Source organism: Pseudomonas sp. PWP3-1b2 (assembly GCF_049896045.1).
Classification (GTDB): domain Bacteria; phylum Pseudomonadota; class Gammaproteobacteria; order Pseudomonadales; family Pseudomonadaceae; genus Aquipseudomonas; species Aquipseudomonas antarctica_B.
The window spans coordinates 79,829-102,503 of sequence record NZ_JAFCTN010000009.1; the positions used below are offsets into that span (position 1 = coordinate 79,829).

General features: G+C 61.2%; 23 protein-coding genes and 1 riboswitch. Of the genes, 18 read left to right on the plus strand and 5 right to left on the minus strand.

Translation table 11 applies throughout. The features are described from left to right. Window positions 1-124: 124 nt before the first annotated feature. From ACP7A2_RS08615 to purM, 3 genes are read right to left on the minus strand one after another with little or no spacing between them, the layout of a single operon-like run. Window positions 125-838 carry a DUF3108 domain-containing protein gene (locus ACP7A2_RS08615; RefSeq protein ID WP_426133877.1) on the minus strand — a complete coding sequence of 238 codons (714 nt, stop codon included), beginning with the start codon at window positions 836-838 and terminating at the stop codon, window positions 125-127. An 8-nt stretch (window positions 839-846) separates the two neighbouring features. Further along, window positions 847-1,497, minus strand: a complete 651-nt coding sequence (purN, locus tag ACP7A2_RS08620) for a phosphoribosylglycinamide formyltransferase (protein ID WP_426133878.1) — start codon at window positions 1,495-1,497, stop codon at window positions 847-849. Then, window positions 1,497-2,555 carry a phosphoribosylformylglycinamidine cyclo-ligase gene (purM, locus tag ACP7A2_RS08625; RefSeq protein WP_426133879.1) on the minus strand — a complete coding sequence of 353 codons (1,059 nt, stop codon included), beginning with the start codon at window positions 2,553-2,555 and terminating at the stop codon, window positions 1,497-1,499. The genes purN and purM overlap by 1 nt, the downstream gene beginning before the upstream one ends. A 343-nt stretch (window positions 2,556-2,898) precedes the next feature. Here purM and ACP7A2_RS08630 point away from each other — a divergent pair, with 343 nt between their 5' ends. From ACP7A2_RS08630 to ACP7A2_RS08650, 5 genes are all read left to right on the plus strand, one after another. After that, window positions 2,899-3,939 (plus strand): DUF2066 domain-containing protein, encoded by a 1,041-nt coding sequence (locus ACP7A2_RS08630; RefSeq protein WP_426133880.1) that lies wholly within the window; start codon window positions 2,899-2,901, stop codon window positions 3,937-3,939. Between the two features lie 69 nt (window positions 3,940-4,008). Beyond that, entirely contained in the window at window positions 4,009-5,082 is a 1,074-nt protein-coding gene (locus ACP7A2_RS08635) for an AI-2E family transporter (RefSeq protein ID WP_426133881.1), read from the plus strand. Between the two features lie 201 nt (window positions 5,083-5,283). Further along, window positions 5,284-5,988 carry a DnaA regulatory inactivator Hda gene (gene hda / locus ACP7A2_RS08640; protein WP_348055668.1) on the plus strand — a complete coding sequence of 235 codons (705 nt, stop codon included), beginning with the start codon at window positions 5,284-5,286 and terminating at the stop codon, window positions 5,986-5,988. A 212-nt stretch (window positions 5,989-6,200) separates the two neighbouring features. Next, window positions 6,201-6,845, plus strand: a complete 645-nt coding sequence (locus ACP7A2_RS08645; protein WP_426133882.1) for a C40 family peptidase — start codon at window positions 6,201-6,203, stop codon at window positions 6,843-6,845. A 144-nt stretch (window positions 6,846-6,989) separates the two neighbouring features. Then, the gene (locus ACP7A2_RS08650; RefSeq protein WP_426133883.1) at window positions 6,990-7,532 is read left to right on the plus strand and encodes a C40 family peptidase; all 543 of its coding nucleotides are present in this window, start codon (window positions 6,990-6,992) and stop codon (window positions 7,530-7,532) included. A 131-nt stretch (window positions 7,533-7,663) separates the two neighbouring features. On the opposite strand, the gene ACP7A2_RS08655 is transcribed toward ACP7A2_RS08650, so the two are convergent. After that, window positions 7,664-8,977 (minus strand): PQQ-dependent sugar dehydrogenase, encoded by a 1,314-nt coding sequence (locus ACP7A2_RS08655; RefSeq protein WP_426133884.1) that lies wholly within the window; start codon window positions 8,975-8,977, stop codon window positions 7,664-7,666. A 99-nt stretch (window positions 8,978-9,076) separates the two neighbouring features. After that, a riboswitch (cobalamin riboswitch) is annotated at window positions 9,077-9,323 on the plus strand. A 79-nt stretch (window positions 9,324-9,402) separates the two neighbouring features. Between ACP7A2_RS08655 and cobO the strand changes: the two genes are divergently transcribed. From cobO to ACP7A2_RS08720, 13 genes are all read left to right on the plus strand, one after another. Then, window positions 9,403-10,014 carry a cob(I)yrinic acid a,c-diamide adenosyltransferase gene (cobO, locus tag ACP7A2_RS08660; RefSeq protein WP_426133885.1) on the plus strand — a complete coding sequence of 204 codons (612 nt, stop codon included), beginning with the start codon at window positions 9,403-9,405 and terminating at the stop codon, window positions 10,012-10,014. Then, the gene (locus tag ACP7A2_RS08665) at window positions 10,011-11,402 is read left to right on the plus strand and encodes a cobyrinate a,c-diamide synthase (RefSeq protein ID WP_426133886.1); all 1,392 of its coding nucleotides are present in this window, start codon (window positions 10,011-10,013) and stop codon (window positions 11,400-11,402) included. Before cobO ends, ACP7A2_RS08665 begins: the two co-directional genes overlap by 4 nt. After that, window positions 11,399-12,049 (plus strand): 5,6-dimethylbenzimidazole synthase, encoded by a 651-nt coding sequence (gene bluB, locus ACP7A2_RS08670; RefSeq protein WP_426133887.1) that lies wholly within the window; start codon window positions 11,399-11,401, stop codon window positions 12,047-12,049. The genes ACP7A2_RS08665 and bluB overlap by 4 nt, the downstream gene beginning before the upstream one ends. Beyond that, window positions 12,046-12,954, plus strand: a complete 909-nt coding sequence (gene cbiB, locus ACP7A2_RS08675) for an adenosylcobinamide-phosphate synthase CbiB (protein WP_426133888.1) — start codon at window positions 12,046-12,048, stop codon at window positions 12,952-12,954. Before bluB ends, cbiB begins: the two co-directional genes overlap by 4 nt. Next, window positions 12,947-13,936, plus strand: coding sequence for a threonine-phosphate decarboxylase CobD (gene cobD, locus ACP7A2_RS08680; RefSeq protein ID WP_426133889.1), 990 nt, complete (start codon window positions 12,947-12,949; stop codon window positions 13,934-13,936). The genes cbiB and cobD overlap by 8 nt, the downstream gene beginning before the upstream one ends. Continuing rightward, a complete protein-coding gene (locus tag ACP7A2_RS08685; RefSeq protein ID WP_426133890.1) occupies window positions 13,933-15,384 on the plus strand; it encodes a cobyric acid synthase in 1,452 nt (483 codons plus the stop codon). The genes cobD and ACP7A2_RS08685 overlap by 4 nt, the downstream gene beginning before the upstream one ends. 571 nt (window positions 15,385-15,955) lie before the next feature. Further along, complete coding sequence (gene cobU / locus ACP7A2_RS08690; protein ID WP_426133891.1) at window positions 15,956-16,477, plus strand: bifunctional adenosylcobinamide kinase/adenosylcobinamide-phosphate guanylyltransferase; 522 nt, start codon at window positions 15,956-15,958, stop codon at window positions 16,475-16,477. Then, window positions 16,474-17,529: a nicotinate-nucleotide--dimethylbenzimidazole phosphoribosyltransferase gene (cobT, locus tag ACP7A2_RS08695; RefSeq protein WP_426133892.1), complete on the plus strand. Its 1,056-nt coding sequence runs from the start codon at window positions 16,474-16,476 to the stop codon at window positions 17,527-17,529. The genes cobU and cobT overlap by 4 nt, the downstream gene beginning before the upstream one ends. Then, window positions 17,526-18,101, plus strand: coding sequence for an alpha-ribazole phosphatase family protein (cobC, locus tag ACP7A2_RS08700; protein ID WP_426133893.1), 576 nt, complete (start codon window positions 17,526-17,528; stop codon window positions 18,099-18,101). Before cobT ends, cobC begins: the two co-directional genes overlap by 4 nt. Window positions 18,102-18,103: 2 nt before the next feature. After that, on the plus strand, window positions 18,104-18,832 hold the full coding sequence (locus ACP7A2_RS08705) for an adenosylcobinamide-GDP ribazoletransferase (RefSeq protein WP_426133894.1): 729 nt from the start codon (window positions 18,104-18,106) through the stop codon (window positions 18,830-18,832). 42 nt (window positions 18,833-18,874) lie between these two features. Continuing rightward, complete coding sequence (locus ACP7A2_RS08710) at window positions 18,875-19,279, plus strand: MarR family winged helix-turn-helix transcriptional regulator (protein WP_348055641.1); 405 nt, start codon at window positions 18,875-18,877, stop codon at window positions 19,277-19,279. Between the two features lie 63 nt (window positions 19,280-19,342). Continuing rightward, complete coding sequence (locus ACP7A2_RS08715; RefSeq protein WP_426133922.1) at window positions 19,343-20,542, plus strand: MFS transporter; 1,200 nt, start codon at window positions 19,343-19,345, stop codon at window positions 20,540-20,542. Between the two features lie 150 nt (window positions 20,543-20,692). Continuing rightward, complete coding sequence (locus ACP7A2_RS08720) at window positions 20,693-21,241, plus strand: glutathione peroxidase (RefSeq protein WP_426133895.1); 549 nt, start codon at window positions 20,693-20,695, stop codon at window positions 21,239-21,241. A gap of 63 nt (window positions 21,242-21,304) precedes the next feature. Here ACP7A2_RS08720 and ACP7A2_RS08725 read toward each other — a convergent pair whose 3' ends face one another. Next, window positions 21,305-22,606: an OmpP1/FadL family transporter gene (locus ACP7A2_RS08725; protein WP_348055637.1), complete on the minus strand. Its 1,302-nt coding sequence runs from the start codon at window positions 22,604-22,606 to the stop codon at window positions 21,305-21,307. Between the last annotated feature and the right edge of the window lie 69 nt (window positions 22,607-22,675).

Below are 22,675 nucleotides of genomic sequence, written 5' to 3' on the forward strand. Positions count from 1 at the left end.
TTTGAACTGCATTCCAAATGTGGGAGCTGGCTTGCCTGCGATAGCGGTGGAACCTCCTAAACAAAACGAGCGGGCGAAAAAAAGCCCCGCATTCAGCGAGGCTCTTTTTTGACTCATCAGCTCATCAGCTACCTTTGACAGACTTACCGTCAACGGTGCCGTCCAGCAGCATGATGTTGTATTCCTTGCCGTCGGTTTCCACCTGACGCAGGGCAACCAGAATGCCGCCCCAGTCTTTGGCAAACCACATCTGGGTGATGCGCTTGCTTTGCGACGGGTCGCGCACACGCTCAACCTTGATCGCATCAATGGTGCCGGCTTTGGTCTGGACCTTTTCCGGGCCGATCACGCGGAAGTCGTAGGTGTCGACGTCGGTCCCTTCAGCCACGCGGTAGCTCATGCTTTTTTTGCCGGCGGCAACGTCGCGTTGCAAGGCAAGCTGGTATGTCGACTTGTCGAGCATGCCGCTTTCAAGGGTGACATTCACCGGGTCTTTGTTTTCAAAGCCCGTGATTTTTTTGGTTGCCTGATCGAAATCCAGGTTGATCTTCTTCGCCTTGCCCAGACCGCCGCGTTCGAAGGAGTAGCTCTTCGGTTGCAGGGTGTCCTTGTCAAACAGAATCACGCTGGTTTCGGTGAGGCTGGCGATCATCATGGAAGCCTTGAAATTCAAGGTCCAGGTGCCATCACTGTTCTTGGTCAGGCTGCGTTCGGCCGAACCACTCATGGGCAACTGTTTCCAGTCGGCGGTGTAGCTGGCGGAGAAAGGGTGAAGGTCTGCTGCTTGCACGGCTGGCAAGGCAAACAGCGCAAAAGCGAAGAGCAAGGCGCGACGCATAAAATCTCCTAGGTTCGAATCAAGTGGCCGCTGGCCGCGAGTAACTGACCGTCCAATAATGCACCCTGTTCGCAGAGAATCAACCGGCCCTCGGCGAACCAGCGAACAGCCAGTGGGTAAATCTTGTGTTCCTGGGCGTGAACCCGTTGCGCAAGTGTCTGCGCCGAATCTGCAGACTCTACCGGAACCACTGCCTGTACGACCAGAGGCCCGCCGTCGAGTTCCTCGGTCACAAAGTGCACGCTGCAGCCATGCTCGCTGTCGCCAGCGTCGAGCGCGCGCTGGTGCGTGTGCAAACCTTTGTATTTGGGCAGCAGGGAAGGGTGGATATTGAGCAGGCGCCCTTCGTAGTGCCGCACGAAATCAGCGCTGAGGATGCGCATGAAACCGGCAAGTACTACAAGCTTCGGGTTGAAGGCGTCGATGAGTTCGATCAAGGCGCTGTCGAAGGCCTCGCGGCCCTCGAAAGCCGTGTGATCCAGCGAGCGGGTGTCGATGCCCGCGTCCCTGGCGCGTTGCAGGCCGTAGGCGTCGCTGCGGTTGGAAATCACCGCAGCGATGCGCACCGGGCTGTCGCCGGTACGCGTGCTGTCGATCAGGGCCTGCAAGTTACTGCCGGTGCCGGAAAGCAGCACCACGACATCACAGGTCGCAGACATTAATGAGCCTTGAGGTTTTTCAGTTCAACCTGAGCTGCGCCTTCCTGAGCAGTCGCGATCTGGCCGATGACCCAAGGCTGCTCGCCTGCTTCACGCAGTACGTTCAGCGCGGTGTCCACGTGCTCTTGAGCCACGCAGATGACCATGCCCACGCCGCAGTTCAGCACGCGGTGCATTTCGGTTTCGTTGACGTTGCCTTGCTCTTGCAGCCAGTCGAACACGGCAGGGCGTGTCCAGCTTGCTACGTCAACAATCGCCTGGGCGCCTTTTGGCAGCACGCGCGGGATGTTGTCCAGCAGGCCGCCACCCGTGATGTGGGCCATGGCTTTGACTGCGCCAGTGTCCTTGATCAGCTTGAGCAGTGGCTTGACGTAGATGCGCGTCGGGGCCATCAACAGGTCGGTCAGCGGCTTGCCGTCGAGCTGGATGGTTTCGATGTCGGCGCCGGACACTTCGATGATCTTGCGGATCAGCGAGTAACCGTTGGAGTGCGGGCCGGAGGATGGCAGCGCGAGCAGGGCGTCACCGGCAGCGACTTTGGAGCCGTCGATGATTTCGGATTTTTCTACAACGCCAACGCAGAAGCCGGCCAGGTCGTAGTCTTCGCCTTCGTACATGCCTGGCATTTCAGCGGTTTCGCCGCCCACCAGGGAGCAACCCGACAGTTCGCAGCCAGCGCCGATGCCCGTCACAACCTGGGTTGCGGTCTCGACGTTAAGCTTGCCGGTGGCGTAGTAGTCAAGGAAGAACAACGGCTCGGCGCCGCACACCACCAGGTCGTTGACGCACATGGCAACCAGGTCGATGCCGATGCTGTCGTGCTTGTTCAGGTTCAGCGCCAGACGCAGCTTGGTGCCTACGCCGTCGGTGCCGGAGACCAGAACCGGCTGTTTGTAGCCGGCCGGGATTTCGCAGAGGGCGCCAAAACCGCCCAGGCCGCCCATGACTTCGGGGCGCGCAGTGCGCTTGGCGACGCTCTTGATGCGTTCGACCAATGCTTCACCGGCGTCGATGTCTACACCGGCGTCCTTGTAGCTCAGGGAGGGTTGCTTGCTCATGATCCAGGCCTTTAGGGGGGATTTCTGGGTAACGACCGAGCTGGCGGGGCTTTCATTGAAGAGGCTCAGCCGTTGACGGTCTGCGAAGGCGCGCGATTTTATCAGGCTTGAGGGGCAGCGGCCATCCTCGGGCCGACGGGCAGGGCCATATAGGTTAAAAAAATGCTGATTGGGTCTGCCATGGCACCCATTAAGGTATAGCCTTGAATCCGCTATCGTTATGACAGTATGAAAACTTACCAGGACCCCGTGAATGTTTTACCGGTCGCTGCTGTCACAGCCTTGCCAAGCCGAGTTCACGCGGTCTGTTCCAGCCGCTAAATTTGTCGTTCGGGAATCTTCCATGCGTCTGTGTAAATTCTTTTTTGTAGGCTGCTTGTCCTTTGTCAGCCTGGCGAGTCATGCCGAAACCCTCAACGGTCTCTATCAAGTGCTTGAACCGGTCAGCAGCCAGTCGCCCCAAGAGCGCGACCAAGCCACTCAGCGCGCTGTGCAAACCCTGGTGATTCGCCTGACGGGTGACGCCAAGGCTGCCGAGGGTCCAGGCCTGGCGGCAATCCGCAAAGACCCGCAACAAATCATCAGCCAATACGGCTACGACGCCGGACCACCGGAAAGCCTGCAAGTGGATTTCGACCCTGTCAGCACCGACCGTGCGTTGCGCGAAGCGGGCTTGTCCATTTGGGGCAGCAATCGGCCATCAATCCTCGGCTGGTGGCTGAACGATTCCACCGAAGGCAGCAGCTTGATCGGTGACGGCCAGGCGGTTGCCCAAGCCCTGCGCCGCGCGGCCCAGCACCGTGGTTTGCCGTTGCGCTTGCCGCTGGGCGACTTGCAGGAGCAGGTGGTGGCCACCGCACCTAATCTTGAGAGTGCAGACGCCACGCCGTTGCGCGCTGCTTCCGAGCGCTACGGCGCCGACGCCTTGCTGGCGGTTCACGCTCGCCAGGAAGGCAGCCAATGGCAAGCCAAATGGCGCCTGTGGTTGGGCGACAAGAGCGAGCAGGGCACCGCGCAAGGTGCCGACACCGGCGCGGTTGCTGACGCGGTGATGCTGGCGGTCAGCCAAAAACTGGCGCCGCGTTTTGCGGTCAAGCCGGGCGTCACCACGGAACAATTGCTCGAAGTACAGGGCATGACCCTGGAGCGTTATGCCGCGCTGGGTCATCTGCTGGAGCCGTTTGGCGGTCAGCCGCAGCGCGTGGATGGCAATCGGATTGTGTATCGCGTCAACGGCAGCGCCGATCAGTTACGTACTCAGTTGAGCCTGGCCAAGCTGACGGAGGTGCCTGCAGATGAGGCGCCTGCTCAGCCACAGGTGGCGGAAGGCACTCAGCCGCCTGCCGCTCCCGAGCCTCAGGCGCAACTGCGTTTTCGCTGGTAAGTAATAAGTTCCAAGTGGTCTTCCTTCTATATATAGAAGCGGGCAATAGATAAACAGAAGGAGTGGTATATGGCGGATACGCGTCGTTGGGTGTGGCTTGGCGGGATTGTCCTGCTGTGCGTGTTTGTGTTCTTGCTGCATTCGATCCTGACGCCGTTTCTGGTGGCGTTGCTGCTCGCTTATCTGTTCGATCCCGTAGTGGATCGCCTGGAGAAAGCCGGCCTGTCACGCACCTGGGGCGTGGTGGCGGTGTTTGCCCTGTTCACCATGATCATCACTGCGCTGGTGTTGGTGTTGGTGCCGATGTTGGCCAAGCAGCTGTTCCGTCTGTATGAACTGGCGCCGCAGATGCTTGATTGGTTGCAGCACACGGCCATGCCGTGGGCCCAGGCCAAGTTGGGGCTGGCGGATGGTTTCTGGAAGTTCGACAAGGTCAAGGCGGCCATCAGCGAGCACATGGGCCAGACCACCGATATCGTCGGTGTGGTGCTCAGCCAAGCCACGGCGTCCAGCCTGGCGTTGATCGGCTGGTTGACCAACCTGGTGCTGATTCCGGTGGTGGCGTTCTACCTGTTGCGCGACTGGGACATCATGATGGCCAAGATCCGCAGCCTGCTGCCGCGCGACCGTGAGGAGCAAGTCGTCTCGCTGGCGGAAGAATGCCACGAGGTGCTCGGCGCGTTTGTGAGAGGGCAATTGCTGGTGATGCTGGCGCTGGGGACTATCTATGCCGCAGGCTTGATGGCCATTGGGCTGGAGCTGGGTCTGTTGATCGGCTTGATCGCAGGCTTGGCGGCTATCGTGCCGTACATGGGGTTCGTGATTGGTATTGGCGCCGCGTTGGTGGCGGGGCTGTTCCAGTTTGGCGGCGACCTGTACCCGATGCTTGGGATTGTCGCGGTGTTCATGGTGGGGCAGGCGCTGGAAGGTATGGTGCTGACGCCGTTGCTGGTTGGCGACCGGATTGGCCTGCACCCGGTGGCGGTGATCTTTGCGATCCTGGCTGGCGGCGAGCTGTTCGGTTTTACCGGCATCCTGCTGGCTCTGCCGGTGGCGGCGGTGATCATGGTGCTGCTGCGCCATCTGCACGACCTGTACAAGGATTCGGATGCGTACGCCGGGGTCGAAGACCCCAAACTGTAACCCTTGCATCACAAACCCGGCTCCGGCCGGGTTTGTCGTTTCTGGGGTAAGCGGTAAAGCTTTTGCGCAAATCGGCCCGAGTAACGCAAACCTTTGATTTTGCTTGCGGTCTGTTGCATTGTGCGCCCGGCGTCACGGGTATAAACTTTGCAAACTTTACACAGAGGCCACTAACGGCTCGCTTGGAGCCGTTCAGTCAGCATGAAACCGATTCAGCTGCCCTTGGGTGTGCGTCTGCGTGACGACGCCACCTTCATCAATTACTACCCAGGCGCCAATGCCGCTGCACTCGGCTATGTCGAGCGGCTCTGCGAAGCCGACGCCGGGTGGACTGAGAGCCTGATCTATCTGTGGGGCAAGCACGGCGTGGGGCGTACCCACCTGTTACAGGCAGCGTGCCTGCGCTTCGAGCAGATGGGTGAACGGGCGGTTTACCTGCCGCTGGCCGAATTGATGGACCGCGGTATCGGAATTTTCGACCACCTCGAACAATACGAACTAGTCTGCCTTGACGACCTGCAAGTTATCGCCGGCAAGGCGGAGTGGGAAGAGGCGCTGTTTCACCTGTTCAACCGTCTGCGCGACAGCGGCCGACGTTTGTTGATTGCCGCCTCCACCTCGCCGCGCGAGCTGCCGGTGAAGCTGGCTGACCTCAAGTCGCGCCTGACCCTGGCACTGATCTTCCAAATGCGCCCGCTGTCTGACGAAGACAAATTGCGCGCCCTGCAATTGCGCGCGTCCCGTCGCGGCCTGCACCTGACTGACGAAGTCGGGCATTTTATCCTCACCCGTGGCACCCGCAGCATGAGCGCGTTGTTCGACTTGCTCGAACAGCTCGATCAGGCCTCCTTGCAGGCTCAGCGCAAGCTCACCATCCCCTTCCTGAAAGAAACCCTTGGCTGGTAGCAAGTCCAGTAAAACCTGGGCTTTTGGCAAATTTCAGGCGCCAGAAAGCCTGCGTTTGGGCCGGTATTGCCACGCAAATGCCATCATGGGGTGTTAAGGGCTTAGATGTCATCGTTCAAACAAGAAGTCACATAGATCGCGATTGAATTTGCAAATCGATCTGATAGTGGGCATAGTCTCGACTTCTTTACATACCAGCCACGGTCGTGCCCATGCTAAATCGCTTCGCACCCCTCGTGCCTCTCGCACTTGTTACCCTTTTGTTTGGTTGCGCCTCCCACCCTCAGCAGGTGGTCGAGCAGCAAAAAAGCCAACAACAATCCCAAGCCAAATTCGTTGCATCGCAGTCTTCCTCTGTTTATCAGGAAGCTCTTTATAACGAAGAGCAGGCAACCGAAAAAGAACTGGTCAACTTTGCTGGCCGCAAGCCTTACCAGCTTCCGGTTCTGGCCGACAGCATTCTCGAACGCGGCATGTCCCTGATCGGTACCCGTTACCGTTTTGGCGGTACCTCTGAAGCCGGTTTCGACTGCAGTGGCTTTATCGGTTACCTGTTTCGTGAAGAAGCCGGCATGAACCTGCCGCGCTCGACCCGCGAAATGATCAACGTGGATGCACCGTTGGTCGCACGCAACAACCTCAAGCCCGGTGATCTGCTTTTCTTCAGTACAGCAGGCCGTGGCCGTGTCAGCCACGCCGGTATCTACTTGGGCGATAACCAGTTTATTCACTCCAGCAGCCGTCGCAGTGGTGGTGTTCGCGTCGACAACCTGGGTGACAGCTACTGGAGCAAAACCTTCATTGAAGCCAAGCGCGCACTCGCCATGGCCCCGACGACGGTTACCGCTAGTAAGTAAAGTTAAAGTGATACTTGAAGTTTGATGTGTAAGCGCTAGAATCCCTGGATGTTGTTGGAATCCGTTCGCGCGAGCTTTGCTTGCGCGTTCTGGTTTTCAGCCTTCGGCAGCGAAAGCCGCATCCAGACCAGGATTGTTCTGCACATGTCGACCTCGGCCCGCCTCATTCTTCTCGTTTGCGCCGCGCTCCTCAGCGCCTGCGCCAACCGTCCGCCGCCGCCCGCTGCTCCTGTAGCAGTCAAGCCCAAGCCGGTGTTCAATTATTCCGTCCAAAACTATTCGCCTGCGGCTGAAGACGTGCTTTTTCGCGCGCTGGGCCTGGTCGGCACGCCGTATCGTTGGGGCGGTAATACGCCGGACTCCGGGTTTGATTGCAGCGGCCTGATCGGTTTTGTGTTCCGCGACGCCGCCGGGATCTCCTTGCCGCGTACTACCCGTGAACTGATCGTGATGCGTGCGCAAGACGTCAGCGAGCAAAACCTGCAAACCGGTGACTTGCTGTTCTTCGCTACGGGTGGTGGTTCTCGAGTGAGTCACGCCGGGATCTACGTGGGCGAAGGCCGCTTTGTGCATGCGCCGCAGACGGGCGGTACGGTGAAGCTGGACACCTTGTCCAAAGCGTATTGGCAGAATGCCTACCTGAGCGCCAAGCGCGTGTTGCCAGCCAATCTGGCGCGTAATCCGTAAAGGCACACAGAGACCAGTGTGGGAGCTGGCTTGCCTGCGATGCAGTCACCTTGGTGTCTCAGTGCCACTGCGGCGATGCAATCGCAGGCAAGCCAGCTCCCACATTTGCTTTGTGTGGTGCTTGAAATCGGCTATTTAACCGCCGACACCCGCCACACCTTATTCCCCACATCATCTGCCACCAGCAAATCCCCCTGCTGATCAATTACTACGCCTACCGGCCGGCCCATGGCTTTCTCGTCCTTGTCGAGGAACCCGGTCAGCACATCCACCGGCTGCCCTTTAGGCTGGCCTCCTTCGAACGGCACGAAAATCACCTTGTAGCCACTGTGCGGCTTGCGGTTCCACGAACCGTGCTGGCCGATAAACGCGCCGTTGCTGAACTGCGCAGGGAGTTTGCTGCCCTCGGCGAACGTCAGGCCCAGCGATGCGGTATGCGGGCCCACGGCGTAATCCGGCGCAATCGCCTTGGCCACCAGTTCCGGGCTCTGCGGGTTTACCCGCACATCCACATGCTGCCCGTAGTAACTGAACGGCCAGCCATAGAACGCGCCATCCTTGACCGACGTGATGTAGTCCGGCACCAGGTCGCTGCCGATCTCGTCGCGTTCATTCACTGCGGTCCACAGCTTGCCGCTTTGCGGTTCCCAGGCCATGCCGTTGGGGTTACGCAGGCCTGAGGCGAAAATGCGGTGCTGGCCCGTGGCACGGTCCACTTCCCAGATCGCCGCCCGACCTTCTTCGGCCGCCAGGCCGTTCTCGCCGACGTTGCTGTTGGAGCCAACGCTCACGTACAGCTTGCTGCCGTCCTTGCTCGCCACCACGTTTTTGGTCCAGTGGTGGTTGATGCTGCCACCTGGCAGGTCGACGACCTTGGTGCCAGCTGCCTTGATCGCGGTTTCGCCCGGTTGGTAGGGAAAGCGCAGCAGCTTGTCCGAATCCGCCACATACAGATCATTGCCCACCAGGGTCATGCCGAAGGGCGAATTCAGGTTCTCCAAAAACACCGTGCGGGTTTCGGCCACGCCGTCGTGGTCGGCATCGCGCAGCAGCGTGATGCGGTTCGGGCTCGGCACGCCGGCACCGGCGCGACCCATGACCTTCTCCATCACCCAGCCACGAATGCCTGCGGAATCATCCGGCTTGGGTGGTGCATTGGTTTCGGCCACCAGCACATCGCCGTTCGGCAACACATACAGCCAGCGCGGGTGATCGAGCCCTTCGGCAAACGCAGCCACCTGGGTGCCTGCGGCGGCAGTCGGCTTCATGCCATCAGGCCAGCCAATCGCCGGGGCGATGTTCACGGTGGGGATCAGGGTTTTGTTCGGCTCCGGCAATTTGGGCGAAGGCCCGGTGCCGTCGGACACCTGCAAGGTAGAGCTTTCACCGCAGGCGGCGAGGGTGCCGGCGACCATGATCAGTAGGGCAAGTCTTGTTTTATGCATGGTTTTCTCCTGAATACCTGTAAGGGTAGAGGAGTGCGGCAGTGGGATGGTTCAAGTGCAAGGCCAGCTTTAATTGACGCTCCACCCCCAACCCACTAACCTTCGCGGCTTGTTCCAGGTGCTCTGTGGCCCGTGGGTCGACAGAGTGAAACAGGGAAGCCGGTGAGTGAGCGCACTTGTACACAGTGCTGCCGCAATTCCGGCGCTGCCCCCGCAACGGTAAATGAGTGAAAACGGTGCTTTTGCCACTGTATCGCACGCGATATGGGAAGGCGCATCGTCGGTTGCCCTCTCTAGGAGAGCGCCACTCATGAGCCCGGAGACCGGCCTGGATCATCCAACAGCATCACGGTGGGCGATGCTTGGCTGTCTGTTTTGTCTTTTTCCTGCCCGCCGTTTTTGTCCAGCCCCAACGGAGAGCTGCCATGACTGATTCCCCCGACCGCGACGAACGCCACCTGGCGCGCATGCTGCGTAAAAAAGCCGTGATCGACGAGCGCATCGCCAATTCTCCCAACGCGTGCGGATTGCTGCTGGTGCTCACCGGCAACGGCAAAGGCAAGAGCAGCTCGGCGTTTGGCATGCTCGCCCGCGCCATGGGCCACGGCATGCAGTGCGGCGTGGTGCAGTTCATCAAGGGCCGCCACAGCACCGGTGAAGAGATGTTCTTCCGTCGCTTCCCCGAACAAGTGCGTTTCCACGTGATGGGCGAAGGCTTTACCTGGGAAACCCAGGACCGCCAGCGCGACATCGCCGCCGCCGAAGCCGCGTGGGCCGTGTCCCGCGAACTGCTGCAAGACCCTGCCATCGGCATGGTAGTGCTGGACGAGTTGAACATCGCCCTCAAGCACGGCTATCTCGACCTCGACCAGGTGCTCAGCGACCTGCAAGCCCGCCCGCCGATGCAGCACGTGGTGGTCACCGGCCGTGGCGCCAAGCCTGAGCTGATTGAACTGGGCGACACCGTCACCGAAATGGGCATGCTCAAGCACGCGTTCCAGGCCGGGATCAAGGCACAGAAGGGCGTCGAACTTTGAATCAGCCCCGTCATTGCCCGGCTGTCCTGATCGCCGCACCGGCGTCCGGCCAGGGCAAAACCACCGTCACCGCCGCACTCGCGCGCTTGCACCGCAATCTGGGGCGCAAGGTGCGGGTGTTCAAATGCGGGCCGGACTTTCTCGACCCCATGATTCACGAGCGCGCCAGCGGTGCGCCGGTGTATCAATTGGACATGTGGATGGTCGGCGAACAGGAAAGCCGTCGTTTGCTGTGGGAAGCCGCAGGTGAGGCCGACCTGATCCTGATCGAGGGCGTGATGGGCCTGTTCGACGGCACGCCGTCCAGTGCAGACCTGGCGCGCCACTTCGGCGTGCCGGTACTCGGCGTGATCGACGGCACGGCCATGGCTCAAACCTTTGGCGCGCTGGCCCTGGGCCTGGCGCGTTATCAACCCGACCTGCCATTTGCAGGCGTGCTGGCCAACCGCGTCGGCACCCTGCGCCACGCGCAACTGCTGGAAGGCAGCCTGACTGAAGGCTTGCGCTGGTACGGCGCGTTGTCTCGAGAAACCGGTATCGAATTGCCCAGCCGTCATCTGGGCCTGGTGCAAGCCAGCGAACTGAATGACCTCGACGTGCGCCTGGACGCCGCCGCTCAAGCGCTGGGCAGCAGTTGCGAAGTCGCCGTGCCGCCGCCGGTGACCTTTGCCGCACCCGAAGTAATCAAGGCCGAGCCGTTGCTCACGGGCGTGCGCATTGCTGTGGCCCGCGACGAAGCCTTTGCCTTCACCTACGGCGCCAGCCTCGACCTGTTGCGGGCGATGGGCGCCGAGTTGCACTTCTTCTCGCCGATCCACGACCGCAAATTGCCCGACGCCGACAGCCTCTATCTGCCCGGTGGTTACCCGGAACTGCACCACACGGCGCTGTCGGAAAATACCCCGATGCTCGATGCGATTCGTGCCCATCACGCCGCCGGCAAACCGTTGCTGGCCGAGTGTGGTGGCATGCTCTATCTGCTCGATTCGCTCACCGATGTCGACGGTACCCGCGCCGAGCTGGTTGGCCTGCTGCAAGGCGATGCGGTGATGCAGAAAAAACTGGCGGCCCTGGCGCTGCAAAGCGTCGAGCTGCCGGAAGGTGTATTGCGTGGCCACACCTATCACCATTCGCTGACCAGCACCGAGTGGGAGCCGATTGCCCGTGGCGTGAGCCCGAATGGCGGGCGCGGTGCCGAGGCGGTTTATCGGCAGGGGCGGATGACGGCGTCCTATGTACACTTTTACTTCCCGTCGAATCCGGCGGCTGTGGCCGCATTGTTTGCGCCTGATCGGGAGGCCGCCATCGCAGGCAAGCCAGCTCCCACACTGGAGGGGGTTTCAACTCGGTCAACTGTGGGAGCGGGCTTGCCCGCGATAGGGCCATGACCGACAACGCCTTCCCCCAAGCCGACCGCCAGGCCGTCTACCGCGCCATCGCCGAACGCCGCGACATGCGCCACTTCACCGGTGGCACTGTCGCTCCCGAGTTGTTGCACCGCCTGCTCCAGGCGGCACATCAGGCGCCCAGCGTCGGCTTGATGCAGCCCTGGCGCTTCATTCGCATCAGCGACCGACAACTGCGTGGGAAAATTCAGCAGTTGGTGGAGGAAGAGCGCATCCGTACCGCCGAAGCCCTCGGCGAGCGCTCCGACGCGTTTATGAAGCTCAAGGTCGAAGGTATTCATGACTGCGCCGAAGTGTTGGTAGCGGCGCTGATGGATGATCGCGAGCGTCATATCTTTGGTCGTCGCACCTTGCCGGAAATGGACATGGCTTCGCTGTCCTGTGCGATCCAGAATCTGTGGCTGGCGGCGCGCGTAGAAGGCCTTGGCATGGGCTGGGTCTCGCTGTTCGAGCCTCAGGCCCTGGCCGACTTGCTGGGCTTGCCGCCCGGCGCAAAACCCCTGGCGGTGTTGTGTCTGGGGCCGGTTGAGGCCTTCTACCCGGCACCGATGTTGCAGCTCGAAGGCTGGACCGAACCACGGCCGCTGAGTGACATGTTGTATGAAAATGTGTGGGGAGTGAGTCAATGAGTGTGGCCTTGCTGTGTGTCGCGGCAGTGGCACTGGACGCGTTGCTGGGCGAGCCCAAACGCTGGCATCCGCTGGTGGCGTTCGGCAATTTCGCCGGGCGCATCGAGAAACGTTTCAATGCCGGCGGCCGTGGCTGGCGCAGCCATGGCGTGACCGCGTGGTTTATCGCTGTTGTGCCGCTGACATTGCTGGCCACCGCCTTGTCGTGGGCGCCGTACATCGGCTGGGTGCTGGAAATTCTGGCGTTGTACTGCGCCCTTGGCATGCGCAGCCTGGGTGAACACGTGATCCCGGTGGCCCAGGCCCTGCGCAGCGACGACCTGGACGAAGCGCGCAAACGCGTGAGCTATTTGGTCAGCCGCCAGACCACTGAACTGGACAGCACCGAAGTCGCCCGCGCCGCCACCGAATCAGTGTTGGAGAACGGCAGCGATGCGGTGTTTGCCGCGCTGTTCTGGTTTGTGGTCGCCGGTGTGCCGGGCGTGGTCCTCTATCGCTTGAGCAACACCCTCGACGCCATGTGGGGCTATCGCAACGAACGCTTCGAACGCTTCGGCTGGGCAGCGGCCAAAATCGACGACGTGCTGAACTACATTCCTGCATGTCTGGTGGCGTTGACCTACGCGGTATTGGGCAACACCCGACTGGCACTCAAATGCTGGCGCACTCAAGGCCCGACGTGGGACAGCCCGAATGCCGGGCCGGTGATGGCGGCGGGCGCCGGTGCACTGGGTGTCGAGTTGGGCGGCGCGGCGATTTATCACGGCGAGTTGCATCAGCGCCCGCCACTGGGAGAAGGCCCGGCAGCCGATGCCGATGCCATCGACCGAGGCTGGCAACTGGTGCAGCGCGGCGTATGGTTATGGCTGCTGATCCTTTGTACAGGGGCGCAATTTTATGCTTGAACACGGTGGCCGGCTGCGCAAGGCGGCGATGCAGTACGGGATAGCCGAGGCCGACTGGCTCGACCTGTCCAGCGGCCTGGCGCCAAGGCCGTGGCCGATCCCCGAAATTCCTCTACGCGCCTGGGCAAGGTTGCCGGAAACCGATGATGGCCTGGAGAAAGCCGCCAGCGAATATTACGGCGCCGCCCATGTGTTGCCGGTGCCAGGTTCCCAGGCCGCGATTCAGCTGTTGCCACGCCTGCGTCGCACCGGCAAGGTCGGCGTGCTGTCGCCGTGTTATGCCGAGCATGCCGAAGCCTGGCGCCGTGCCGGGTACGTGGTGCGTGAGGTGCAGGAACAGGAAGTCGACTTCTTCCTCGACGGCCTCGACGTGCTGGTGGTGGTCAACCCCAACAACCCCACGGGGTTGAGCCTGGCGCCGCAGCGCCTGCTCGATTGGCACTCGCGGCTGGCGCAGCGCGGCGGCTGGTTGGTGGTGGACGAAGCGTTTATGGACGTCACTCCACAACTGAGCCTGGCGAGCCACGCCCATCAAGTCGGGCTGATTGTGCTGCGTTCCTTCGGTAAGTTCTTTGGCCTGGCTGGTGTGCGCCTGGGCTTCGTGCTGGCCGAGCGCAGGTTGCTCAAGTTGCTCGCCGAACAGGTCGGGCCATGGGCCGTCAGCGGGCCGACGCGGGTAATCGGCCAAGCGTGCTTGCGCGATACTGCTGGGCACACACGCCAACGTCTTCGCTGTATCGAAGCCGGCCAGCGTTTGTTTGAGCTGCTTGAGCGCCACGGCTTTCAACCCCACGGCGGCTGCGCCTTGTTTCAATGGCTGATCACCCCCCACGCCGAACGGCTGCACGAATTCATGGCCCAGCGCGGCATTCTGTTGCGCTTGTTTATTCATGACAGCAGTGTGCGTTTCGGTTTGCCCGACACCGAGGCGCAGTGGCTGCGACTCGATGAAGCGCTGGCCGCCTACAAGGAAGTCTCATGACTACGTTGATGGTGCAGGGCACCACTTCCGATGCCGGCAAAAGCACCCTGGTCACTGCGTTGTGCCGTTGGCTGGTGCGCCAGGGTGTGGCGGTCGTGCCGTTCAAACCACAGAACATGGCGCTCAACAGCGCGGTCACCGCCGAGGGCGGCGAAATCGGCCGCGCCCAGGCTGTGCAGGCCCAGGCCGCCAACCTGGCGCCGCACACCGACATGAACCCGGTGCTGCTCAAGCCCAACAGCGACACCGGCTCCCAAGTGATCATCCACGGCCGTGCCGTCACCAGCATGAATGCGGTGGCCTATCACGACTACAAAGCTATCGCGATGCAGGCGGTGCTGGCTTCCCACGCGCGGTTAAGCGAAGCGTACCCGGTGGTGATGGTAGAAGGCGCGGGCTCCCCGGCGGAGATCAACCTGCGCGCCAATGACATCGCCAATATGGGCTTTGCCGAGGCGGTGGATTGCCCGGTGTTGTTGATCGCCGATATCAACCGTGGCGGGGTGTTTGCCCATTTGGTCGGCACCCTTGAGTTGCTGTCGCCCACTGAGCAGGCGCGGGTCAAGGGGTTCATCATCAACCGCTTTCGCGGCGATATCGCGCTGCTGCAACCGGGGCTTGATTGGCTGGAAGCGCGCACCGGCAAACCGGTGGTGGGTGTGTTGCCGTATGTGATGGACCTGCATCTGGAGGCTGAAGACGGTATCGACAGGCGTCAGATCGACAAGGCGGCGCAGGTGCTCAAGGTGGTAGTGCCAGTGTTGCCGCGTATCAGCAACCACACCGATTTTGACCCGCTGCGTTTGCATCCGCAGGTAGATTTGCAGTTTGTCGGGCCGGGGCAGGCGATCCCTGCGGCGGACCTGATTATTTTGCCGGGCTCGAAAAGTGTGCGCAGTGATTTGGCGTATTTGCGCGCCAATGGGTGGGACACCGCCGTGGCGCGGCATTTGCGTTATGGCGGCAAGGTGCTCGGTATTTGCGGCGGCTTGCAGATGCTTGGCGAGCAGGTGCATGACCCTCTCGGGCTGGAGGGGCCTTGCGGGTCCAGTGAAGGGTTGGGGCTGTTGGCGTTCAGTACGACCCTTGAAGAAGAGAAGCAACTGCGCAATGTGCGCGGGCGGTTATTGCTTGAAGATGCCGAGGTCAGTGGGTATGAGATTCATGCCGGTGTGACGTCTGGCGATGCGTTGTCCCGGGCTGCGGTGTTGCTGGACGATGGCCGCAGCGACGGTGCTCAGAGTGCGGATGGGCAGATTCTTGGGACTTACCTGCATGGTTTGTTTGAGACGCCTGCGGCGTGCAGTGCGTTGTTGCGCTGGGCTGGGTTGCAGGACGTGCAGGAGGTGGATTACCACGCTCTGCGCGAGCGCGACATCGAGCGGTTGGCGGATTTAGTAGAAAACCACCTCGATACCACTTTGTTGCGCACGTTATGTGGAATCTGATGGCCAACTGTGGGAGCGGGCTTGCCTGCGATGGCCGCGCCCCGTTTTCAGCTGACACGCCGCATTTCAACTGTGGGAGCGGGCTTGCTCGCGAAGGCGGCCTTGCGGTGGGCATATCCGTTGCTGCGGTAACGGCGGCTGATGGTTCCGCTCTTACAGCGGGTCACTTTTGGAAAGGCCCAAAAGTAACCAAAAGGCCTTCGCCCCACCACTCGGCACCTCGCTTAGGCTCGGTGTGCCCTCACTCCGACTTGAATCCGTGGGCCGCCGTGATGGGCCATCCTTGGCCCAGCACGGCTAACCCGGCGTCCTGCCGGGTTACCCACGGATTCAAGCCTGCGTTCGGCCAGCGTGGTTTACGGGGCGTCTCAGATCAAAATCAAAATCAAAATCACAAGCACGGCGGCCTGAGAGCCGACCTGAGTGGTTGGATCAAAAGCAGATTGTGTGGGAACTGGCTTTTCTGTGGGAGCTGGCTTGCCTGCGATGGCCGCGCCTCGTTTTCAGCTGACACGCCACAGTCGGCAGTCCCATCCTCAAGCTCTGATCCAGCCGATAAAGGAACGTGCACATGCTTCAATTAATTCTCGGCGGGGCCCGTTCCGGCAAGAGCCGTCTTGCCGAAAAGCTCGCCAGCGACAGCGGTTTGCCGGTCGTTTACATCGCCACCAGCCAGCCGCTGGATGGGGAGATGAATGAGCGCGTCGCTCTGCATCGTCAGCGTCGGCCTGACGCTTGGGGGTTGATCGAGGAGCCTGTCGAACTGGCGCGGGTGCTGCGTGAAAACGCCGCGGCGGATCGCTGCCTGTTGGTGGATTGCCTGACCCTCTGGCTCACCAATCTGTTGATGCTGGAAGACCCGGCGCGCCTGGCGGTGGAACGTGATCAGTTGTTGGAAACCCTGGCGTCGCTGCCGGGTGAAATCATTTTTGTCAGCAACGAAACCGGTCTCGGTGTCGTGCCGCTGGGCGAATTGACTCGCCGCTATGTGGATGAAGCCGGTTGGCTGCATCAAGCCCTGGCCGAGCGGTGTCAGCGTGTTGTCCTGACGGTTGCCGGCCTGCCCCTGACATTGAAAGGTATCGCGTTATGACTGACTCCTGGTGGTTCAACCCTTGCAAAACCATTGATGTTTCGGCGCATGAACAGGCGCTGGCGCGTCAGCAGCAATTGACTAAACCGGCCGGCTCCCTCGGCCAGCTGGAAGCACTGGCGGTGCAATTGGCCGGCTTGCAAGGCCAGGTCAAGCCGTCGGTGGATCGGCTGTGGATCGCGATTTTTGCCGGTGACCACGGCGTGGTGGCGGAGGGCGTGTCGGCGTTCCCGCAGGAAGTGACCGGGCAGATGCTGCATAACTTTGTCAGCGGCGGCGCGGCCATCAGTGTGTTGGCGCGGCAGTTGGGTGCGCAACTGGAGGTGGTCGACCTCGGCACGGTCACGCCGTCGCTGGATTTACCGGGCGTGCGTCACCTGAATATCGGGGCGGGCACGGCCAATTTTGTTCACGGCCCGGCGATGACTGTGGCTCAGGGGCAGCTGGCGCTGCAAGCGGGTCGAGACAGCGTGCTGCGGGCGCGTGAATCCGGTGCGCAGTTGTTTATCGGTGGCGAGATGGGCATCGGCAACACCACGGCGGCGAGCGCGCTGGCGTGTGCCTTGCTCGATTGCCAAGTGAGTGACCTCACAGGCCCCGGCACGGGCCTGAATGCCGAAGGCGTCAGCCGCAAAGTGGCGGTGATCGAGCGCGCATTGGCACGGCATGCCGGGCAACGCGATGACGTGCTGCAAACCCTGTTCAATCTAGGCGGTTTTGAAATTGCTGCACTGGTCGGCGCCTACCTGGCCTGTGCCCAGGAAGGCATCGCCGTGCTGGTGGATGGTTTTATCTGCACCGTCGCCGCACTGGTCGCCACGCGCCTGAACCCGGCGTCGCGCGGTTGGCTGCTGTTTGGCCATCGGGGTGCCGAGCCGGGCCATCGTCATGTGCTGCAACACCTCGACGCCCAGCCACTGCTCGAACTCGGCTTGCGCCTGGGCGAAGGCAGTGGTGCGGCGCTGGCGGTGCCCGTGCTGCGCCTGGCCTGTGCGCTGCATGGGCAGATGGCAACGTTCGCCGAAGCCGCCGTGGCAGATCGTCCGGCATGACCTTGCGCCTGGACCTGCTGCGCCACGGCGAAACCGAGTTGGGTGGCGGCTTGCGCGGCAGCCTTGATGATGCGTTGACCGCCAAGGGTTGGGAGCAGATGCGCGCCGCCGTGGTGGAGCAGGGGCCATGGGACCGGTTGGTCAGCTCGCCGTTGCAGCGTTGCGCACTGTTTGCGCAGGAATTGGGTGCACGGCGCGACGTGCCGGTCAGCCTCGAAAAAGATCTGCAAGAATTACACTTCGGTGCCTGGGAAGGGCAGAGCGCAGCCGCGCTGATGGAAACCGACGCTGAAGGGCTTGGCCTGTTTTGGGCCGACCCCTACAGCTTCACGCCGCCCGATGGCGAGCCTGTCAGCGATTTTTCCGAGCGTGTTTTGGGCGCCGTCTCACGCCTGCATCAGGCGTATGCCGGCGAGCGGGTGTTGCTGATCAGCCACGGTGGCGTGATGCGTCTGCTGCTGGCACGCGCGAGGGGTTTGCCTCGGGAGCAATTGCTGAATGTCGAAGTCGGGCACGGCAGCCTGTTCAGCTTGCAGGTCGAGGCCTGCGGCGCGTTAAAGGAAGGTGTCTGAAGATGCTGCCGTTCTTCATTGCCCTGCAATTTCTCAGCAGCCTGCCCATCAAGTTGCCGGGCATGCCGCAGTCCCAGGAAATCGGCCGTTCGTTGCTGTTTTACCCGCTTGTGGGCGTGCTGTTCGGGCTGCTGTTATGGGGCCTCAACACGCTGTTGATAGGCGCACCGCTGTTGCTGCACGCCGCGTTGTTACTGACGGCCTGGGTGCTGCTCAGTGGCGGTTTGCACCTGGACGGCCTGGCCGACAGTGCCGATGCCTGGCTCGGCGGCTTCGGCGACCGCGAACGCACGCTGACCATCATGAAAGACCCGCGCAGCGGCCCGATCGCAGTGGTTACGCTGGGCCTGGTGTTGCTGCTCAAGTTCACGGCGCTGGTGGCGCTGATCGAGCAGCACAACGGCGCGGCGCTGATCCTCGCGCCGTTGATCGGACGCGCTTCAATGCTCGCGCTGTTTCTCACCACGCGCTACGTGCGCGAAGGCGGTTTGGGTCAGGCGTTGTCGGATCATTTACCAAGAGTTGTCGGCCAGCAGGTGCTGATCCTCAGTGGCCTCGCGTGCATTTTGATCGGCGGTTTCAACGGTGGCATCGCCGTCTTGCTCGCTGCCGTGTGTTTTGTGTGGCTGCGCCAGTTGATGGTCAATCGGTTGGGCGGCACCACCGGCGACACCGCGGGCGCCCTGTTGGAACTGCTGGAAACTGCGGTTCTGGTCGGTCTGGCGCTGTAACGCTTGCTTGCAATTCCATAATTCCGGGTATATACACGCTCAATGCTTGCCTCCCAATGTTTATGCACCAACCTGCGACGTGCCGCCCGTGGCGTCAGCAGGCATTACGACGGCGCTCTCGACGGCTTCGGGATCAACGTTGCCCAGTATTCTCTGCTGTGCAATCTGCAGCGTCTCGACCAACCGAGTATTTCCAGCCTGGCCGACGCCATGGGTCTGGATCGCAGCACTCTGGGCCGCAATTTGCGCGTGCTCGAAGGCGAAGGCCTGGTGCGGTTGGTCGAGGGGGATGACCTGCGAAACCGTTTGGTGCAATTGACTGAAGCGGGTGAAGAGCGCCTGACGGCAGCTCTACCGGCGTGGGAAGCGGCACAACAAAAATTGATCGATCGACTGGGCGCGGAAAAACGCGAAACCCTGTTGGCCTTGCTGGACGAACTCGCCTGAGCGCGGTTTTGTTCGACTACAAGCGGGTATATACCCGCGAGCGGAGAATAACAAATGACCTCGATGTGGCGCGCCAGTGGCTGGGTTCTTGTGGGGAGTGCGCTGATCCTGGCGTTGTCGCTGGGTGTGCGGCATGGCTTCGGCCTGTTTCTGGCGCCGATGAGCAGCGAATTTGGCTGGGGCCGTGAGACGTTCGCCTTTGCGATTGCCTTGCAGAACCTGATCTGGGGCCTGGCGCAGCCGTTTACCGGCGCCCTGGCTGACCGTTTCGGCGCGGCCAAAGCAGTGTTTGTCGGCGGGGTGCTGTATGCCGTCGGACTGGTGCTGATGGGCATGTCTGATTCGGCGTGGTCGCTGTCGCTCAGCGCGGGGTTGCTGATTGGCATCGGCCTGTCGGGCACCTCGTTCTCGGTCATTCTGGGTGTCGTCGGCCGCGCTGTCGCGCCGGAAAAACGCAGCATGGCCATGGGCATCGCCAGCGCCGCCGGGTCTTTTGGCCAGTTCGCCATGGTGCCGGGCACTTTAGGCCTGATCAGTTGGCTCGGCTGGTCAGCCGCCTTGCTGGTGCTGGGCCTGATGGTGGCGCTGATCCTGCCGCTGGTGGCGATGCTCAAGGACAAACCGCTGCCGGTCAGTGTCGGCCAGCAAACCCTGCGCGAAGCGCTGAAGGAGGCAGGTTCCCACTCCGGGTTCTGGCTGTTGGCGTTCGGCTTTTTCGTGTGTGGTTTTCAGGTGGTGTTTATCGGTGTGCACTTGCCCGCGTATCTGGTGGACCAGCATCTGCCGGCAAGAGTCGGCACCACGGTGCTGGCCTTGATCGGCCTGTTTAATGTGTTCGGCACCTACACCGCCGGCTGGCTCGGCGGGCGCATGTCCAAACCGCGTTTGCTCACGGCGTTGTACCTGCTGCGCGCGGTGGTGATCGTATTGTTCCTGTGGGCACCGGTGACAGAAATCACGGCTTACCTGTTCGGCATGGCCATGGGCTTCCTGTGGCTGTCCACCGTGCCACTGACCAACGGTACGGTCGCGACGCTGTTTGGAGTGCGAAACCTCTCGATGCTCGGTGGGATTGTGTTCCTGTTCCACCAGTTGGGTTCGTTCCTCGGCGGCTGGTTGGGCGGGGTGGTCTATGATCGAACCGGTAACTACGATTTGATCTGGCAAGTAGCCGTGCTGTTGAGTGTGCTGGCGGCGGCCCTGAATTGGCCTGTGCGCGAGCGGCCGGTGGCACGCTTGCAGGCGCAGATGGAGGCGGCATGAGTATGACGGTGCGGTGTTTGGCGCTGGCAGCAGGGCTGGTCCTGTTGTTGCTGGCCTGGTGGGGTTGGCAACACGGTGGCCTTGCGTTGATGCAACTGGGCATGTCGATCTGTTAAGTTCATGAACTGAAGAATTTCAAGGACCTTCGACATGCAAATGCGCTGGCTCGCTGTACCCGTCCTGATGGCCATTGGCAGTGTTGCGATGGCTGCCAACTGCCCACCGTTGCTTGAGGGCCAATTGCCCAAGCTTCGCGCCAAAGAATCCATCGACCTGTGCCAGCGCTTTGCCGGCAAACCGCTGGTGATCGTCAATACCGCCAGCTTCTGCGGGTTTGCGCCGCAGTTCAAAGGCCTCGAAGCCTTGTATCAGCGCTATAAAGGCCAGGGGCTGGAAGTGATCGGCGTACCGTCCGACGACTTCAAACAGGAAGCCAAAACCGGCGAGGAAACCGCCAAGGTGTGTTACGTCAATTACGGCGTGACCTTCACCATGACCGAGCCACAGAAGGTCAAGGGGCCGGATGCGGTGAACCTGTTCAAGGTGTTGGCGCAGCAGACCAGCGCGCCGAAGTGGAATTTCTATAAGTATGTAGTGGATCGCCAAGGCAAGGTGATTGCCAATTTCTCCAGCCTGACAAAGCCGGACAGCCCGGAATTGATCAAGGCAGTGGAACAAGCGCTGGCTTCCAAACCCTGATTGGCGCGCGCTAAAAAGCCCCGCCTCCCTTGCAGGAGAGCGGGGCTTTTTTATCGGTTTACATCAGAACTTGTACGTCACGCCCAGGCCGAAACCGTTGGCGCTGTTTTCGTACTTCGACGCGTAGGTCTGGCCCAGCGCGTTCTGCTTGTTAACCTTCACTGGCTCTTCCTTGAGGTAGGAGTAAGCCAGGTCGACGGTCATGTTATCCATCACCGCATAGCCCAGGCCGACACTGAAGATGGTCCGGTCGCCGGTAGGAATGCGCGGCGAACGATCAGTGTTGTTGGTCGGCGACTGGTCGAAGGTCAGACCGGTACGCAGCACCACTTGCTTGGTGACCTGATACGAAGTACCCAGCGCGTAAGCCCAGGTGTCGTGCCAGTCTTGCGGTTCCGAGATGCGGCCGACGATCTGAGGTGCGAGCGCACCGCCTGCACGGGTCACGCCTTCGTTGTTGACGGTGATGTCTTTCAGGCGGCTCCAGCGCGTCCAGGTCGCACCACCGTAAACCTTCCACGCATCGCTCAGGTCTTGAGTGACCGACGCGTCCCAGGATTCAGGGGTGTCAACTTTAAGCGAGGCGTCGTAGCGACCGGCACCCAGGTAGGCCGCTGGAACGCCAGTGCCAGGGGTGACGTCGGTGTGGCCTTCGAGTTTGTATTTAACTTTCGAGTGGTAGGTCAGGCCGACGCGGGTGGTGTCAGTGGCTTGCACCAGGATACCGGCGTTGAACCCAAGGGCAGTGTCGTCGCCTTTGACTTTGATTTTGTTGTCACCGGTGCCCGCCAGGCCAGGCAGTGGCAGCAGGCCCAGGTTTGGCTGCGATTCCAGCGTGCCGGTGATGCGGTTGATGGTCGGGCCAAAACCGATCGACACCTTGTCATTGAAGGCGTAGCTGATAGTCGGCTGGAAAGTGATGACCGCCACTTCGCTCTTGTTGCCAAAAGCCCGGCCCTGGAAGCCGCGTTCGTAGTCAGTCTTCAGGCCGAACGGTGCGTAGACACCAAAGCCGACAGCCCACTGATCATTGAGTTTATTGGTGTAGAAACCAAACGGAACAGCGGTGAACGGCACCATGTCGCCTTTGTTGCTGCCGCGGGAGCGACCGCTGGCGTCTTTGATGTCGGTGGTCGCGTCAATGGCTGCGACACCACCGGTGATTTGCTGGCCGTCAAGGCGAGCCATACCGGCAGGGTTACCATAAACAGTGCTGGCGTTATCGGCAGAAGAAGAGCGGCCGGCGAAACCCGTACCCATGCCGGCGACGTCTTGTTCGTTAAGGGCGAAGCCGCTTGCGAACAGTTGGGAAGATGCCATGGCAACGGCGAGGCTAAGTGTGGTCTTGAGCATTACTTTTTTCATTATTAGAACTCCGTGGTGATCACCGCTGCGGAAAGTAACAATAATTTTAAGTTCGCGCTATAGGCTGTA

Coding starts and splice junctions, on each gene's coding strand:
- ACP7A2_RS08615 (WP_426133877.1), bottom strand. CDS start 838: ATGCGTCGCGCCTTGCTCTTCGCTTTTGCGCTGTTTGCCTTGCCAGCC.
- purN (WP_426133878.1), bottom strand. CDS start 1,497: ATGTCTGCGACCTGTGATGTCGTGGTGCTGCTTTCCGGCACCGGCAGT.
- purM (WP_426133879.1), bottom strand. CDS start 2,555: ATGAGCAAGCAACCCTCCCTGAGCTACAAGGACGCCGGTGTAGACATC.
- ACP7A2_RS08630 (WP_426133880.1), top strand. CDS start 2,899: ATGCGTCTGTGTAAATTCTTTTTTGTAGGCTGCTTGTCCTTTGTCAGC.
- ACP7A2_RS08635 (WP_426133881.1), top strand. CDS start 4,009: ATGGCGGATACGCGTCGTTGGGTGTGGCTTGGCGGGATTGTCCTGCTG.
- hda (WP_348055668.1), top strand. CDS start 5,284: ATGAAACCGATTCAGCTGCCCTTGGGTGTGCGTCTGCGTGACGACGCC.
- ACP7A2_RS08645 (WP_426133882.1), top strand. CDS start 6,201: ATGCTAAATCGCTTCGCACCCCTCGTGCCTCTCGCACTTGTTACCCTT.
- ACP7A2_RS08650 (WP_426133883.1), top strand. CDS start 6,990: ATGTCGACCTCGGCCCGCCTCATTCTTCTCGTTTGCGCCGCGCTCCTC.
- ACP7A2_RS08655 (WP_426133884.1), bottom strand. CDS start 8,977: ATGCATAAAACAAGACTTGCCCTACTGATCATGGTCGCCGGCACCCTC.
- cobO (WP_426133885.1), top strand. CDS start 9,403: ATGACTGATTCCCCCGACCGCGACGAACGCCACCTGGCGCGCATGCTG.
- bluB (WP_426133887.1), top strand. CDS start 11,399: ATGACCGACAACGCCTTCCCCCAAGCCGACCGCCAGGCCGTCTACCGC.
- cbiB (WP_426133888.1), top strand. CDS start 12,046: ATGAGTGTGGCCTTGCTGTGTGTCGCGGCAGTGGCACTGGACGCGTTG.
- cobD (WP_426133889.1), top strand. CDS start 12,947: ATGCTTGAACACGGTGGCCGGCTGCGCAAGGCGGCGATGCAGTACGGG.
- ACP7A2_RS08685 (WP_426133890.1), top strand. CDS start 13,933: ATGACTACGTTGATGGTGCAGGGCACCACTTCCGATGCCGGCAAAAGC.
- cobU (WP_426133891.1), top strand. CDS start 15,956: ATGCTTCAATTAATTCTCGGCGGGGCCCGTTCCGGCAAGAGCCGTCTT.
- cobT (WP_426133892.1), top strand. CDS start 16,474: ATGACTGACTCCTGGTGGTTCAACCCTTGCAAAACCATTGATGTTTCG.
- cobC (WP_426133893.1), top strand. CDS start 17,526: ATGACCTTGCGCCTGGACCTGCTGCGCCACGGCGAAACCGAGTTGGGT.
- ACP7A2_RS08705 (WP_426133894.1), top strand. CDS start 18,104: ATGCTGCCGTTCTTCATTGCCCTGCAATTTCTCAGCAGCCTGCCCATC.
- ACP7A2_RS08710 (WP_348055641.1), top strand. CDS start 18,875: ATGCTTGCCTCCCAATGTTTATGCACCAACCTGCGACGTGCCGCCCGT.
- ACP7A2_RS08715 (WP_426133922.1), top strand. CDS start 19,343: ATGTGGCGCGCCAGTGGCTGGGTTCTTGTGGGGAGTGCGCTGATCCTG.
- ACP7A2_RS08720 (WP_426133895.1), top strand. CDS start 20,693: ATGCAAATGCGCTGGCTCGCTGTACCCGTCCTGATGGCCATTGGCAGT.
- ACP7A2_RS08725 (WP_348055637.1), bottom strand. CDS start 22,606: ATGAAAAAAGTAATGCTCAAGACCACACTTAGCCTCGCCGTTGCCATG.